Source organism: Roseateles sp. (assembly GCF_036486225.1).
GTDB lineage: Bacteria > Pseudomonadota > Gammaproteobacteria > Burkholderiales > Burkholderiaceae_C > Roseateles.
On sequence record NZ_DASVNZ010000387.1, the window covers coordinates 1 to 14,085 of the forward strand.

The 14,085-nt window shown below is 69.1% G+C and carries 11 protein-coding genes; 2 read left to right on the forward strand and 9 right to left on the reverse strand.

From position 1 onward, the window contains the following. Nucleotides 1-1,545, forward strand: a 1,545-nt coding sequence (locus VF536_RS25120) for a S41 family peptidase (protein ID WP_331617693.1), incomplete at its 5' end; no start/stop codon positions are given. Between the two features lie 172 nt (nucleotides 1,546-1,717). Then, the gene (locus tag VF536_RS25125; protein WP_331617694.1) at nucleotides 1,718-3,673 is read left to right on the forward strand and encodes a S41 family peptidase; all 1,956 of its coding nucleotides are present in this window, start codon (nucleotides 1,718-1,720) and stop codon (nucleotides 3,671-3,673) included. A gap of 51 nt (nucleotides 3,674-3,724) precedes the next feature. Here the strand turns inward: VF536_RS25125 and pssA are convergent, their stop codons facing one another. The 9 genes from pssA to glcE form a co-directional block, all read right to left on the reverse strand. Next, on the reverse strand, nucleotides 3,725-4,342 hold the full coding sequence (pssA, locus tag VF536_RS25130; protein ID WP_331617695.1) for a CDP-diacylglycerol--serine O-phosphatidyltransferase: 618 nt from the start codon (nucleotides 4,340-4,342) through the stop codon (nucleotides 3,725-3,727). A 54-nt stretch (nucleotides 4,343-4,396) separates the two neighbouring features. Next, entirely contained in the window at nucleotides 4,397-5,527 is a 1,131-nt protein-coding gene (locus VF536_RS25135; RefSeq protein WP_331617696.1) for a nucleotidyltransferase family protein, read from the reverse strand. Beyond that, complete coding sequence (locus tag VF536_RS25140; RefSeq protein ID WP_331617697.1) at nucleotides 5,524-6,438, reverse strand: HprK-related kinase A; 915 nt, start codon at nucleotides 6,436-6,438, stop codon at nucleotides 5,524-5,526. Before VF536_RS25140 ends, VF536_RS25135 begins: the two co-directional genes overlap by 4 nt. Next, a complete protein-coding gene (locus VF536_RS25145) occupies nucleotides 6,435-6,776 on the reverse strand; it encodes an HPr-rel-A system PqqD family peptide chaperone (protein WP_331617698.1) in 342 nt (113 codons plus the stop codon). Before VF536_RS25145 ends, VF536_RS25140 begins: the two co-directional genes overlap by 4 nt. After that, nucleotides 6,776-7,450, reverse strand: coding sequence for a hypothetical protein (locus VF536_RS25150; protein WP_331617699.1), 675 nt, complete (start codon nucleotides 7,448-7,450; stop codon nucleotides 6,776-6,778). The genes VF536_RS25145 and VF536_RS25150 overlap by 1 nt, the downstream gene beginning before the upstream one ends. 178 nt (nucleotides 7,451-7,628) lie before the next feature. Next, nucleotides 7,629-9,599, reverse strand: a complete 1,971-nt coding sequence (locus VF536_RS25155; RefSeq protein WP_331617700.1) for an ABC transporter ATP-binding protein — start codon at nucleotides 9,597-9,599, stop codon at nucleotides 7,629-7,631. A 145-nt stretch (nucleotides 9,600-9,744) separates the two neighbouring features. Next, nucleotides 9,745-11,451, reverse strand: a complete 1,707-nt coding sequence (locus VF536_RS25160) for an alkaline phosphatase family protein (protein WP_331617701.1) — start codon at nucleotides 11,449-11,451, stop codon at nucleotides 9,745-9,747. Nucleotides 11,452-11,761: 310 nt separating this feature from the next. Further along, entirely contained in the window at nucleotides 11,762-13,018 is a 1,257-nt protein-coding gene (gene glcF, locus VF536_RS25165; protein WP_331617702.1) for a glycolate oxidase subunit GlcF, read from the reverse strand. 90 nt (nucleotides 13,019-13,108) lie between these two features. Next, the coding region (gene glcE / locus VF536_RS25170) for a glycolate oxidase subunit GlcE (protein ID WP_331617703.1) at nucleotides 13,109-14,085 on the reverse strand (977 nt) is incomplete at its 5' end.

Consider the following 14,085-nt stretch of genomic DNA (forward strand, 5'->3'; position numbering starts at 1 on the left):
AACACCGGGGGCGGCGGCACCACCATCGGCGGGGGCGGGAACACCGGTGGCGGCACCGGCGGTAGCGGCGGCAGCGGCCCGATCCAGCCCAGCGCCAGCTACGCCCAGCAATGCGCGCCCGCCAACATGGAGGCGGCCGCCAACCTGCGCACCGGTTCCCTGGGCATCGAGAAGAGCTGGATCCGCTCCTACCTCGACGAGGCCTACCTGTGGCGCGAGGACGTGCCCAGCGTCGACGCCTCGGCGGCCGCGTACAGCGGCAGCGACGTCGAGACCGCGCTGAACGCCTACTTCGAGGCCCTGCTGTCGCCGGCGCTGACCGCCAGCGGCAAGCGCAAGGACCAGTTCAGCTTCGTGATGAGCACCCGCGAGTGGAACGCGCTGTCGCAGGGCGGCGTGGAGGTCGGCTACGGCATCGAGTGGTCGATGAAGTCGCCGACGCCGCCGCGCGGGCTGCGGGTGGCGTTCGTGGAACCGGGCAGCGTCGCCGACCGGGCCGGCGTGCGTCGCGGCGACACGCTGGTGACTGCGGACGGCGCGGCGGCGGACGCGGGCGACACGGCCGGCGTGAACACGCTCAACGCGGCGCTCTTCCCGGACACCACCGGCAGCAGCCACCGCTTCGTGCTGACCTCGAATGCGGGGACCGCGCGCAACGTCACGCTGGTCGCGGGCAGCATCACCAAGACGCCGGTGCCGACCAGCCAGGTGATCACCGCGGCCGACGGCGCCAAGGTGGGCTACATGGTCTTCAACGACCACATCCTGACGGCGGAAGCACAGCTGATCAACGCGATGCAGACCTTCCGCGTCAACGGCGTGAGCGACCTGGTCGTCGACCTGCGCTACAACGGCGGCGGCTACCTGTTCATCGCCAGCGAGCTGGCCTACATGATCGCGGGCGGCACGGCGACCTCGGGCAAGACCTTCGAACAGCTGCGCTACAACAGCAAGCGCTCGGCGGAGACCAACAGCGCCGACTCGAAGACGCCGTTCTACAGCCAGTCCTGCCTGCTGTCGGGCAACAACTGCACCTCCCAGCAGCCGCTGCCGGCGCTGAACCTGAAGCGGGTGTACGTGCTGACGCAGTCGGGCACCTGCTCGGCCAGCGAGGCGCTGATCAACGGCCTGCGCGGCGTCGACGTCGAGGTCGTGCTGGTCGGCGGCACCACCTGCGGCAAGCCCTACGGTTTCACGGCGAAGGACAACTGCGGCTACAGCTACTTCCCGATCGAGTTCGTCGGCACCAACAACAAGGGCTTCGGCGACTACGCGGACGGCTTCGTGCCGGCCGGCACGGGCGCGACGGGGGTCAAGGGTTGCCAGGTCGCGGACGACTTCGAGCACGCGCTGGGCGACACCGGCGAGGCGATGCTGGCCGCGGCGCTGCAGTACCGCAGCAACGGCACCTGCCCGACGGCCAGTCCGTCGGAGGCCGGCATGGCGCGCGCGATGGGTGTGCGGGCGGCGGGCGAGGATGCCGTCGCGCTGAGCCTCAGGAAGCTGGCGGCGCGCAGCAACCGGATCCTTGGCGGACGACCCTGAACGCCTGATACGCGCCGCCGGTGGCGCACTGGAAAAGCCGCTCCCTGGAGCGGCTTTTTCGTTGGTCGCACGCACTGGTTGGTTGCGCAGTGCAACGGAACCCTGCCGCTCGTTTGGGGACAAAGCCGCCTTCTCCCACAAAGGCGGCCGAGCGATTCGGCGGACAACTGAGATGACCAAGAGAACCTGGATCGGACGCGCGATGAAGCGCGCGTCGATCGTCGTGATGTGCGCCGCTTGCGCCACGTTGTTGCAGGCCTGCGATGAGGGTGGCGAAGAGGTGGTGGCCAAGGACGGCCTCAACGGCAAGGATGGTCTGCCCGGGCCTGCAGGAATGGATGGCAAGGACGGGCTGAACGGCAACGAGGGCCCCCCCGGCCCGCGCGGTCTTCCCGGCAGGGACGGAGAGCCTGGACCGGCGGGAGAGGACGGTAAGGATGGCGAGCCGGGGCCGGCGGGCAGGGATGGTGAGGATGGCGCTCCTGGCTTGACCGGCCTTCCTGGCGACGACGGTGCGCGCGGACCGGTGGGCGAGCGCGGACCGGCAGGGCCGAAGGGAGATCGGGGCGACGACGGCTTTCCAGGGCTTCCCGGGGAAAGAGGCGAACGTGGCGAGATCGGCCCTTCCGGGCTACCTGGACTCCAAGGCGAACGTGGCGAGCCAGGTTATTGGGGTCCTCCGGGAAGGGATGGCAAGGACGGCATCGACGCGGATCGCGTGCTCAATCGCGCGTTCCAGCACAGCTCGGCCTACGCGGGGCAGTGCGCACCCGACAACGAGCTGGCGCTTCCTGAACAGCGAATCGGCAGCCTGACGACCGAGAAGAACTGGGTGCGATCGTTCATGGACGAGGCATACCTCTGGCGCCAGGACGTGCCCTATGTGGATCCCGATGTGCCCTTCTCCAATTACCCAGATCCGGCCGTGGCCCTGCCGTTCTATATCAACGCGCTCCTCAATCCCGCGTTCAAGTCGAATGGCAGGCGATGGGATGAGTACAGCCAAGTCGTCCCGACGGCGGACTTCAATGCCTTCATGGGCGGCGGAAAAGTGCCAGGGTACGGGATCGAGTGGTCAATGGGATCGCACAGGTCGTCCCAGAACATTCGCGTCGCCTATGTGCAGCCCGGCAGCCCGGCGCACGAGGCCGGAATCAAGCGGGGCGACACCTTGAGCGCGCTCGACGAGCGTGAGCTGGAGGAACTGTCCAGCGAGGTGATCGCCTCGGCAATCTTTCCCCGGGAGTCCTCCAGCACTCACAGCTTGGGACTGGTGTCGTCGGAGAACGGGATGAAGACCGATCGTGATCTGTTCAGCGGGGTCGCCAGGCAGCCCGTGCCGCTTCGAGAGGTTCTGGAGGTTGATGGAAAGAAAGTGGGATATCTGCTCTTCCAGGAACACAACGCGCTGGCGACCGCCGAGCTCGTCAAGGCCATCGATCACTTCGACGCGTCGGCAATCGACGAGTTGGTCATCGACCTGCGCTTCAATCAGGGCGGCGATCTGTCCGTTGCCAGTCGCCTGGCCTACATGCTCACCGACAAGTTTTCGACCAAGCATGGTGTCTTCGCGAGGTTCGGTGGCAGTCGGCCGGGCAGCATGGAGACGATGCCGTTTTACCGCTGCAGCACCGGGGAAGGCATGGACTGCCCGGCAGGGACGGAGTTGCCAACATTGGGCTGGTCCAAGGTCTATGTGCTGACGCAAGGCAGCACGTGCGGGGCCAGCGAGGCCCTGATCAACGGGTTGCGGGGTATCGGTGTGGAGGTCGTGCAGATCGGTACGACCACCTGCGGCAGACCCTATGCGACCAGGCCGATGCAGAACTGCGGCCGCACTTTCCTGCCGCTCAGTCAGGTGATCAGCAACGAGAAGGGCTTCTCCGGCTACGGCGAGGGATTCGTGCCGGGCGGAACGGGCGCGAACGGACTGCCGGGTTGCCATGTGGTGGACGACCTCCAGCATGAGCTCGGCGATCCGAAGGAGGCGCTGTTGGCCGCGGCGCTGCACCATGCGAGCACCGGGTCTTGTCCAGTTCAGGCTGCGGAGTCCTCGCCAAGTATGGTGCCGAAGGCACCCTGGCGCGATCCGATCCGCGGCGGCGCGATCCTCACGACGACGCGTTGATGTCGAGGCGATGGTCCGTCGGCGTGACGCCGACCGGGCCGTCGCGCCGGATCAGAGCTTGGGAATCCTGATCCGGCTGATCATCAGCGACCCCGAGATCGCGAACAGCAGCACCAGCGGATGCAGCGTGAAGCCGCCGAGCTTGATCACGCCGAACCAGAGCGCCTCGCCGATCGCGCCTTGCCAGGCGGCGGCCCACAGCACGATCACGATCAGCAGCGAGGTCGGGATCGGCGTGCCTTCGAAGTAGGCGACCTTGTCGTTGCCGCCGGACAGGGTCTCGGCGGTGATGTTGTAGCGGGCCAGGCGCGACACGCCGCAGGCGACGAAGAAGCCCAGCACGATGCGGTCCCACAGGCCCTGCATGCCGCAACCGTAGGCGATCACCGCCGGCGCGACGCCGAAGGAGATCACGTCGGCCAGCGAGTCGAGCTCACGCCCCATCGCGGAGCTCTTCTGGCGCCAGCGCGCGATGCGACCGTCGAGCACGTCGAAGACCAGCGCGGCCGGGATCAGCGCGCACGCGTAGTACAGGTGCTGCACCGTGCCGGTCTGGAGGAAGGTCATCACCGAGAACAACGCGCCGACGCCGCAGAAGGCGTTGCCCAGGGTGAACCAGTCCGCCAGATGGAACTCGCGGATCATGGAGAAAGGCTTGGGTCGGGTCATGGGAAGCGAGCATAAGCGAAGGCTCTGCCCGTGGTGGCAAAGGCCGCGCCCGGTTCAGGCGTCGCGGGGCGCGTCGACCTTGGGCGCCTCGGGCGCCGCCGTCATCCGGCCCCAGGCCTTGCGCGCCAGATGCAGCGCGAGCAGCCCGGACGGCATCCGCAGCCAGTGCGAGCGCACGTAGAGCGCTCCTTCGGCCAGCGCGTGGCCCGGCAGGCGGCAACTGTCGTGGGCCGGCCGCAGCGCGCGGCGATAGCAGGCGTCCAGCAGCCGCAGCGCCATCGGCCCGGGCGGCGGACCGAGTGCCGCCGGCAAGGTGTCTGGATAAGGCGTGTCCAGCAGCATCCGCGTGTAGCGCAGCGCCAGCCACAACGGATGGGACAGGCCGATGCGGCGCGCGCGCTCGGCCAGCCGCGGCCAGAAGCCGTCGATCGCGCCGAACTCACGCAGCAGCGCGTCGAGGTCGAACAGGTCGCGCAGGCCGTTGGGCAGTTCGCCCTCGTGGAACAGGTGAGCGGCGCTGTGCAACAGCATGTCCTCGGGCGGGAGCACGAAGACGCCGGGCAGACCGGGCAGCGGTCGCGGCGCGTCGAACAGGGCGCGGCTGTCCAGCGGCGTGCGCGCCGTCGGCGGCAGCAGCGTGTGGTGCACGTCCAGCGAGGTGCCCCGGCGCTTGTGGTGCAGCGGCGGCAGCTCGTGCATCCATTCGCGGTAGTAGCGCTGGTCGTAGGCGTCCAGGCCATCGTCGAAGTCCCAGCCGTGCACCAGCAGCGTGGTTTCGCAACGCGGCAGCTGCTCGGGCGGGATCAGCAGGTCGATGTCGCTGAACAGGCGTCCGGGCGCCGGCGTGTGTCCGCCGAGCGCATACGCCGCGCCCTTCAGCAGGATCAGCGGTCCCGGCAATTCGGCCAGCGTCTGGCGCAGCAGGTCGACCTCGCGCCGCAGCATCTGCATCTGCCGCCGGGACAGCAGCAACGCCGAGCGCAGATGGGGCTGCACCGGCGCCGGCAGCGTGGCCAGCCAGCCGCCGGCCTCCATCTGCGTGGCCAGCTTGCCGACGAGGTTGGACCGCCGCGCCTGACGCAGCAGCAGGTCCCAGTCGGTCAGGCTGAGCCCGGCGCCGATCGCGGGCTGCAGCAGCACGCGGACCAGCAGCGGGCGGCGGCGTTCGCCGTGGTGCGCGCTCACGATGAAGCCTCCGCGAGCGTCTCGAAGTGCGCCACGGCCTCGTCGAGCCGGCTGTACTCGAATCGGTAGCAGTCGCTGGCGGCCACCAGCCGTCCGAGCGCCTGGAAGCCGGCCTGGCCGTGCACGTCGTAGTTGAAGGACTGCTCGGCGAGGTCCATGAAGGCGCGGGCGCGTTCGATCGGCATCAGCTGAGCGGCGGCGTCGGCGCGCCAGGCCGGCAGCACGACCCAGGCGGGACGTGCGGACACGAGCCGCTGCTCGATCGCGTCCTGCGGCGGGCGCACCAGCGCGACCGTGCCCTTGGACGTGTTGGGCATGGAGGCGCTGAAGTGCGCGTCCGGCGCGAAGGCGCGGATCAGCGGGATCGACGCGTTCTTCAGGTTGATCGGCCGCGCCATGCCGTGGACCAGGCCGGTGCCCATGTCCAGCAGGCCGAGCTCGTCCGACAGCAGGCGCCAGCCGCGATGCGCCAGCGCCGCGCACAGCGTGCTCTTGCCGGATCCCGGCGGTGCGGGCATCACCAGCGCGCGGCCGCCGCGCTCGAGCACCGCGGCGTGGATCAGCAGGTATTGATGGGCATGGGCGGCGATGCACCAGTTGATGCCCCATTCGAGCATCGCCAGCGCCTGCGCGGCGGGCAGCGGCGTGAACGAGCGCTGGCCGTCGAACCAGAATTCCGCGCGCCCTTGCAGGCGGCTCAGCCAATGCGGGCTGCGCAGGACCGCGACGTGGAAGTCGACGAACGCGTCGTCATCGGCCAGGTCGAAGTCGCGGTACATGGCCGCGACGTCGTCGGCCAGGTGGGGGATGTCCGAGCGCACGCGCACGGTGAAGGGCGACAGCCGCAGCGTCACGCCGCCGTCGCGCATCCGGGCCCGCAGCCCGGCGGTGCCGACGTCCTGCAGTTTCAAGCGACCGGCTCCTCCGCCGTGTCCGCCGACGCTTCGGCCAAGGTCACGGGCGTCAGCAGGTGGGCGTCGGCCAGGCGGCGCAGGTGCAGGTCCAGCAGGTCCTCGAGCGCCTCGGGCGTGGGCCGCTCGTCCCAATCGATGTCTCGCGTCAGACGGGCCAGGAGCTGGTCCCGGTCCAGCGGCTCGACGGCCAGCCATTCGGCCAGCTGCGCGCCCAGCGCGGCGATCAGGTGGGTATCCCCGCTGTCGGGGTCGAAATAGACCGCGTGCTGTTCGCCCTCCCAGGCGAGCAGCACCTCAGCGATCGGTTGCCTGCAGCGCCAGGCCGTCCCGGGCATCAGGCCACGAGGTAGTTGCTGTACAGGTAGTTCTTGTAGTCCGCCTGGGTCCAGGCCGCGCCGGTGGAATTGGTCGGCTTGAAGATGCCAGGGCCTTGCGAGGCCATCTGCAGCAGCATGTCCTGACCGGTCGCCGACAGCACGCACTGGTTGACGCTGTTGCCGGCGAACAGGGTGTTCAGGCGCGCGACGATCATCATCGTGCCGTAACCCGCCGTGTCGTTCTTCAGCAGGTTGTAGACGTTGGCGGTGCCGCTGACGTTCTTCAGGCCGCCCGGGAACAGCTTGGCCACCGTCAGGTTGCTGCGGGCGTACGACAGCGACTTGCCGGAATACCACTGGGCGATGATGTAGTTCCAGGGGGCGTTGCCGCCGCGCACCTGGGTCCGGCCCGAGTTGTCCTTCCAGTTGGAGATGTACCAGCACTCGGTGTTGTTGATCACCGCCGCGTCGGCGCGCGCCTGCACGCTGGCGCCGCCGTTGCGCAGGATCGCCGAACCCCAGGCCGAGGTCGTGTTGCAGTGCCAGGCCATCGCGGGACGGCTGGCCAGCGTCAGGCCAACCGGCACCACGCCTGCCTGGATGAAACGGCGGCGGCGTTGCGAGACGACGGAGCCCGCGACCGGGGTCGGGGTGGCCGAAGACTGCGGGGTGGTGTCGCTGCTGTTGTCCATATGCTCAGCTTTCGTGATGCTATGCCGTCCTGATTCCTGCGGACGCTCAAGCGGATCGGCGCTCCCGTCCGACCTGCGATTGCAGTGTTCCATACAAGCCTGCCACGGGATACCCCGCCCAACCCCTTGAACGGGTGGCGTGCGGCGTCCGCCACACGCCAGTTAAGTCAGCGCTGGCTTACGCGGAATCCTTTGCTGTGGCTGAGGCTTGATCCACATGTCCGACGTTCGATCCGGCGCCATGAGGCGGACGGTCCATGCCGGTGACGGCTTCAGGCGACAGCGCCTGCGCTGGGGTGTCCTCCGCCGGCGGCTCCTCGGGGTCGTCCTCGACCAGGAACCCACCGCTCTGGTGCGTCCACAGCTTCGCGTACAGCCCGCCCTGGGCCAGCAGCGAGGCGTGGTCGCCCTGCTCGACGATGCGGCCCTGGTCCATCACGATCAGGCGGTCCATCGCCGCGATCGTCGACAGCCGGTGCGCGATCGCCACCACCGTCTTGCCCTCCATCAGCCGGTAGAGGCTGCGCTGGATCGCGGCCTCGACCTCGGAGTCCAGCGCGCTGGTCGCCTCGTCGAGCAGCAGGATGGGCGCGTCCTTGAGCATCACGCGGGCGATGGCGATGCGCTGGCGCTGACCGCCGGAGAGCTTCACGCCGCGTTCGCCGACGTGGGCGTCATACCCCTGGCGGCCCTTCGGGTCCGTCAGGCCGTCGATGAAGTCCACGGCTTCGGCCCGTTCGGCGGCGGCGCGCATCTCTTCCTCCGTGGCGTCGGGGCGGCCGTACATGAGGTTGTCGCGCACCGAGCGGTGCAGCAGGCTGGTGTCCTGGGTCACCATGCCGACCTGGCGTCTGAGGCTGTCCTGGGTGGCCGTGGCGATGTCCTGGCCGTCGATCAGCACCCGGCCCTTGTCCACGTCGTAGAAGCGCAGCAGCAGGTTGACCAGCGTCGACTTGCCCGCGCCGGAGCGGCCCACCACGCCGATCTTCTCGCCGGGGCGGATCGTCAGGGTCAGGTCGTGCAACACCGTCTTGCGGCCGCCGTAGCTGAAGTCGACGTGGTCGAAGCGGACTTCACCTCGGGTCACGTCGAGCGCGCGGGCGCCCTGGGCGTCCTGGATCGCGATCGGGCGCGAGAGCGTCGTGATGCCGTCCTGCACGGTGCCGATGTTCTCGAAGAGGCTGGCCATCTCCCACATGATCCAGTGTGAGATCCCATTCAGCCGCAGCGCCATCGCGGTGGCGGCGGCGACCGCGCCGATGCCGACCTGGCCCTGCGTCCACAGCCAGACCGTCATGCCGGCGGTGGAGGCGATCAGGCCCATCGACAGCGCGTGGTTGACGATCTCGAAGCCGCTGATCAGGCGCATCTGGCGGTAGGCGGTGTTCAGGAAGTCCTGCATCGCGCCGCGCGCGAAACCGGCCTCGCGGTTGGAGTGCGAGAACAGCTTGACCGTGCTGATGTTGGTGTACGCGTCGGTGATGCGGCCGGTCATCAGGCTGCGGGCGTCGGCCTGCGCGGTGGCGGCCTTGCCCAGGCGTGGCACGAAGTAGCTCAGCGCCATGACGTAGCAGGCCAGCCAGGCCAGGAAGGGGAGCAGCAGCGTCGCGTCGAAGCTGCCGACGACGCCCAGCATGGTCACGAAGTAGATCGTGATGAAGACCAGGATGTCGGTGACGATCAGCCAGCATTCGCGCACAGCCAGGGCGGTCTGCATCAGCTTGGCGGAGACGCGGCCGGCGAACTCGTCCTGGTAGAAGCTCATGCTCTGCGCGAGCAGGTGGCGGTGGAAGTTCCAGCGCAGCCGCATCGGGAAGTTGCTGGACAGGCCCTGGTACTTGCTCAGCGACTGCAGCGCGATCAGCAGCGGGCTGGCGAGCAGGATGCCGCCCAGCATCAGCAACTTGTCCTGCTGCGTCGCCCACCACTGCGCGGGCGGGACCTGGCTGAGCCAGTCGACGACGGAGCCCAGCATCGAGAACAGCAGCGCCTCGAACGCGCCGATGCCGGCGGTCAGGACGATGAGCACGCCCACCAGCCCGCGCATCCCGTGCGAGCCGGCCCAGACGAAGGCGAAGAACCCCTTGGGCGGCTGCGGCGCCGGGGTCTGCGGAAACGGATCGACGAGTTTTTCAAACCAGCCAAACACGGCGGTCTCCCTGTCACTTCTGCGAGACCGGTGAGCCTACAGGAGCCGTGTGGCGGACGCACCCCACCCCCGCTCCGGTGGCGGGTGGGTGGGGTGAACGGGAGGAATCCGTGCTCGGGCGGCCCCCGTTGTGACGAGTCCCCGTCTATTTGGCGGGGAGCGGCAGCAGCCGGCCCTGGGCCTGCTTGGGCGCGGGGATGTGCAGGATGGCCGACAGCGTCGGCGCGAGGTCGACGATCTCGACGCGCTGCTCGATCCGGCCCTGGCCGACCCACGCCGGCCCCCAGGTCAGCAGCGGCACATGGGTGTCGTCCTCATAGGGGCTGCCGTGGGTGGTGCCCGTCACGCGGGAGCCGAACATCCAGCCCGCCTTCGGCACCACCTGCAAGGGCGCGGCGATGCCGGGATACCAGGAGCGGCGGAACTGCTCGAGGTAAGGCGTCGTGGTGTCCGTCCCCGCCAGCTGCGCGCGGGTGAAGGCGACCTGGATGCCGTCGATCTGCTCGACCGAGGCCTTGGCGACGGCATAGACGTCGTCAGGGTTGAGGCCGCCGATCTTGATCGCCACCTCGTCGAAGATCACGCCCGATCCCGACATGTTCAGCGCCCAGCGGAACTCGCCGAAGCGCTTCGACAGCCCGGCATTGATGACGCCCACGACCTGCGCCGGATTGATGCGTCCGGCGTCCCGGCCCTGCGACTTCGCCCATTCGGGCGTGTCGGTGAAGCCGTGGTCGGCGGTCAGCACCGCGATGTAGTTGCCGCGGCCGACCTTGGCGTCCAGATACTTGAACCAGTCCTGAAGATAGGCGTCGAGGTGCAGGAAATGGTCGTGCGACAGCCGCGATTCGGGACCGAAGGCGTGGTTGATGTAGTCGTGGCTGGACAGGCTGACGGAGAGGATGTCGGTCCGGTCGCCGGTGCCGAGCCGTTCGCCCTCGACCGCGGCTTTCGCGAAGGCCAGCGTCAGCTCATCGCCGAACGGGGACGGCAGGATGTTCCCGTAGAAGCGCGGCCCCGGGCCGTCCATGCCGGCGCCGAGCACGGCCGGCAGCCGGTTGCCGTTGCCGCTGTTGGCCTGCCAGGGCTGGCCGTCCGGCACGCTGCGGGCGTAGGCCGCCTCCGGCAGCATCGGGGACCAGGTCTTGCCGAAGAACTTGTCGGCCGGCCTGGACGCGTTGAACGCGTCGACCCAGGCGGGGTGCTTGTCCATGTAATAGGTGGACGACGCGAATTCGCCGCTGCCGCCCATGTACATGTAGGCCGTGCCCTTGTGACCGGCCGGCAGGATGGCGCCGCGGTCCTTGCCGGAGATGCCGATGACCTTGGAGCCCGGCTGCAGCGTGCGCAGCACGTCGCCGACGGTCTCGACCTTGTAGTTGTTGGGGCTGGTGCCGGCCAGCGGTTCGGTCTTGTTGCCGATGTACTGGTAGCGCGGATCGGCGGTGTTGTATTGCGGGGCGGCGGTCATCGGATCCCGCCACTCGTTGCCGATGATGCCGCTGCGCTGCGGATAGGCGCCGCTCAGCATGATCGAGTGGCCGGCTGCCGTGACCGTGTAGCCGTGGCCGTAGTACGCGTTGGCGAACCAGGCGCCGCGGTCGAGGAAGCGCTTGAAGCCGTCCGGCTGGAGCTGGTCGCGGTAGCCGAGCACCTGCCGGATCGGCAGTCCGTCGACGACCATGAAGACGACCAGCTTGGGCGGCGGTTTCGCCGCGAAGGGGGAGGTTGCGGGGCCAGGTGTTGCCGGGGCGGCGCCGGTGGCCGGGGAGGAGGCGGAGGGGGGGTTGGCGCAGGCGGCGAGCGCGGCCAGGACGGGCGCCAGCAACCAGGTGCGACGGGTCAGGATCATGGCGATCGGGCTCCGGACGAAGCCGCTGAAACAAATATGACAGCGGAGTATCCACCCAGGCCGACCGGACGGAAAAAAGGCCGGTCACCACGCGGTGACCGGCCCATTTCACTTTCTGATTGGAATCGCTTGCGCGCTCCCCTCCTGTTATGGGAGGCGATTCTGCGGGCCGCAGGCAATGGGCATGCCCGGGTTTGCCCGAGGTGGGGGGCTCGATGTGAGAACTCCTCCTCAAATGAGAGCGGTTTCAGCGGCGAATGATGCGTCGGCGCGACGCTTCCTCAAGAGCTGTGGCGGGGGAGTCAATGACTCATCCCTGCGTGATCGCTTCATCCAGGACTTCGACCCAGTGCCGGACGGGCAGGTCGCTACCGCTTTGGAGGTGCTGGATGCAGCCGATGTTGGCCGAGACGATCGCCTCGGCGGCCAGCGGCGCGAGCGCGGCGAGCTTGCGGTCCCGCAACTGTTTGGACAGCAGCGGTTGCAGCACCGAATACGTGCCGGCGGAGCCGCAGCAGAGGTGGCTCTCGCTGGGGGCGATCGAGATCTCGAAACCGAGCTCGCGCATCAGGCCCTCGACGCCGCCGCGCAGCTGCTGGCCGTGCTGGAGCGTGCAGGGCGGGTGGTAGGCGAGCTTGGGCCGCTGCGTCGCGGCGCCCCGCTGGCCGAGCCGTGAGCGCAAGGGCTGGACCAGCGCCGGCAGGTACTCGCTGAGGTCGCGGGTCAGTGTGGCGATGCGCGTGGCCTTCTCCGCGTAGTCGGGGTCGTGCGCGAGCAGCCGGCCGTAGTCCTTGACCTGCACGCCGCAGCCGGAGGCGTTCATCACGATCGCTTCGACCTGCTCGCCGTGGCCGTCCACCATCGGCCACCAGGCGTCGATGTTGCGCCGGGCGTCGTCCAGTCCGCCGTGGTGGTCGTCCAGGTGCGCGCGGATCGCGCCGCAGCAGCCGGCCTCGTCGGCCACGAGCGTCTGGACGCCTGCGGCGTCGAGCACGCGCGCGGTGGCCGCGTTGATGTTGGGCATCATCGCCGGCTGGACGCAGCCCAGCAGCATCAGCACCTTGCGCGGATGGGTGCGCTGCGGCCACTGGTGGGCGCGCGCGTCGGGCTTGGGCGGGACCTTGTCCTTCAACGCGCCGGGCACCAGCGGACGCAATGCCTGGCCGATCCGCAGCGCCGGCTTGAACAGCGGCGAGGTCAGTCCCTCCTTCAGCAGCCAGCGCTTGAGGCGTTCCTCGCGCGGACGCTCGACCTTGGCGTCGACGATCTGCCGGCCGATCTCCACGAGCTGGCCGTACTGCACGCCGGACGGGCAGGTGCTCTCGCAGTTGCGGCAGGTCAGGCAGCGGTCCAGGTGCTGCTGCGTGGCCGCGGTCGGCGGCTCGCCCTCCAGCACCTGCTTGATCAGGTAGATGCGGCCGCGCGGGCCGTCGAGCTCGTCGCCCAGCAACTGGTAGGTCGGGCAGGTCGCGGTGCAGAAACCGCAATGCACGCAGCGCCGCAGGATGGCCTCGGCGGTGCTGCCTTCCGGGGTGCCTTGGAATTCGGGGGCCAGGTGGGTTTGCATCGGTCGGCTTGCTGTCGGCTTGCTGCGCGTCGGGGGACGGGGGAGGAGGTCTCGTTTCGGGGATCCGGGTCAGCGGGTCAGCGATCCGGCTCAGAGGTCCGGATAAAGCCGCCCGGGATTGAAGATCCCCGCCGGATCAAACTGCCGCTTCAACTCCTTGTGGATGCGCGTCAGCTGCGGACCGAGCGGCGAGAACGTCCCGTCTGACTTGTCGTTCGCGTAGAACATGGTCGCGTGGCCGCCGGCCGCGGCCACCACCTCGCGCACCTGCGCGGGCGCCATCGGCGTCACGACCCAGCGCTGCGCGCCGCCCCATTCCACGAGCTGCTCGCCGTGCAGCGCCATCGGCGGCGTCGTCGACGGCACGGCGATGCGCCACAGCGTCGCGCCGCCCTGCACCGCGCGGCGTGCGCCGAGGAAGAACTCGTCGCACTGGTCGCGCAGGCCCAGCCAGAAGGGCGCGGCCATCGGCTCCGGAATCACCGAGCCGCCAAGCTTCTGGATCGCCGCGCGCACGGCCGCCTCGGCGCCGGACAGCCGCACCACCAGCGCGCCGTCCCACCAGGCGCTCGCCGAGATCGGCAGCGGCTGCCCGCCCCAGCGGTTCATCCGCAGCAACGCCTTGTCCTGCGAGGCTTCGAAGCGCAGCGTCGCGGTCGCGACCGGCCGCGGCAGCACTTTCAGCGTGACCTGTGCGATCAGCCCGAGCACGCCCATGGATCCCGCCATCAGCCGCGACACGTCGTAGCCGGCGACGTTCTTCATCACCGTGCCGCCGAAGTGCAGCAACTCGCCCTTCGCGGCTAGCATCGTCAGGCCGAGCACGTGATCGCGCACCGCGCCGGCCATCGCGCGCGCCGGACCGGACAGCCCGCTCGCGACCATCCCGCCGATCGTGCCCGTGCCGCCCGACGCCGCGCCGACGAATCGCGGCGGCTCGAAGGCCAGGTGTTGCCCGTGCTGCGCGAGCAGCGCCTCGACGTCCGCCACCGGCGTGCCGGCGGCGGCGGTCACGTAGAGCTCGCTCGGCTCATAGGCCATCACGCCATTGAGCGACAAGGTCGACA

Bases quoted from the DNA above. Each gene is read 5' to 3' on its own strand.
- VF536_RS25125 (WP_331617694.1), top strand. From the start codon at position 1,718: ATGACCAAGAGAACCTGGATCGGACGCGCGATGAAGCGCGCGTCGATC.
- pssA (WP_331617695.1), bottom strand. From the start codon at position 4,342: ATGACCCGACCCAAGCCTTTCTCCATGATCCGCGAGTTCCATCTGGCG.
- VF536_RS25145 (WP_331617698.1), bottom strand. From the start codon at position 6,776: ATGCCCGGGACGGCCTGGCGCTGCAGGCAACCGATCGCTGAGGTGCTG.
- VF536_RS25150 (WP_331617699.1), bottom strand. From the start codon at position 7,450: ATGGACAACAGCAGCGACACCACCCCGCAGTCTTCGGCCACCCCGACC.
- VF536_RS25160 (WP_331617701.1), bottom strand. From the start codon at position 11,451: ATGATCCTGACCCGTCGCACCTGGTTGCTGGCGCCCGTCCTGGCCGCG.
- glcF (WP_331617702.1), bottom strand. From the start codon at position 13,018: ATGCAAACCCACCTGGCCCCCGAATTCCAAGGCACCCCGGAAGGCAGC.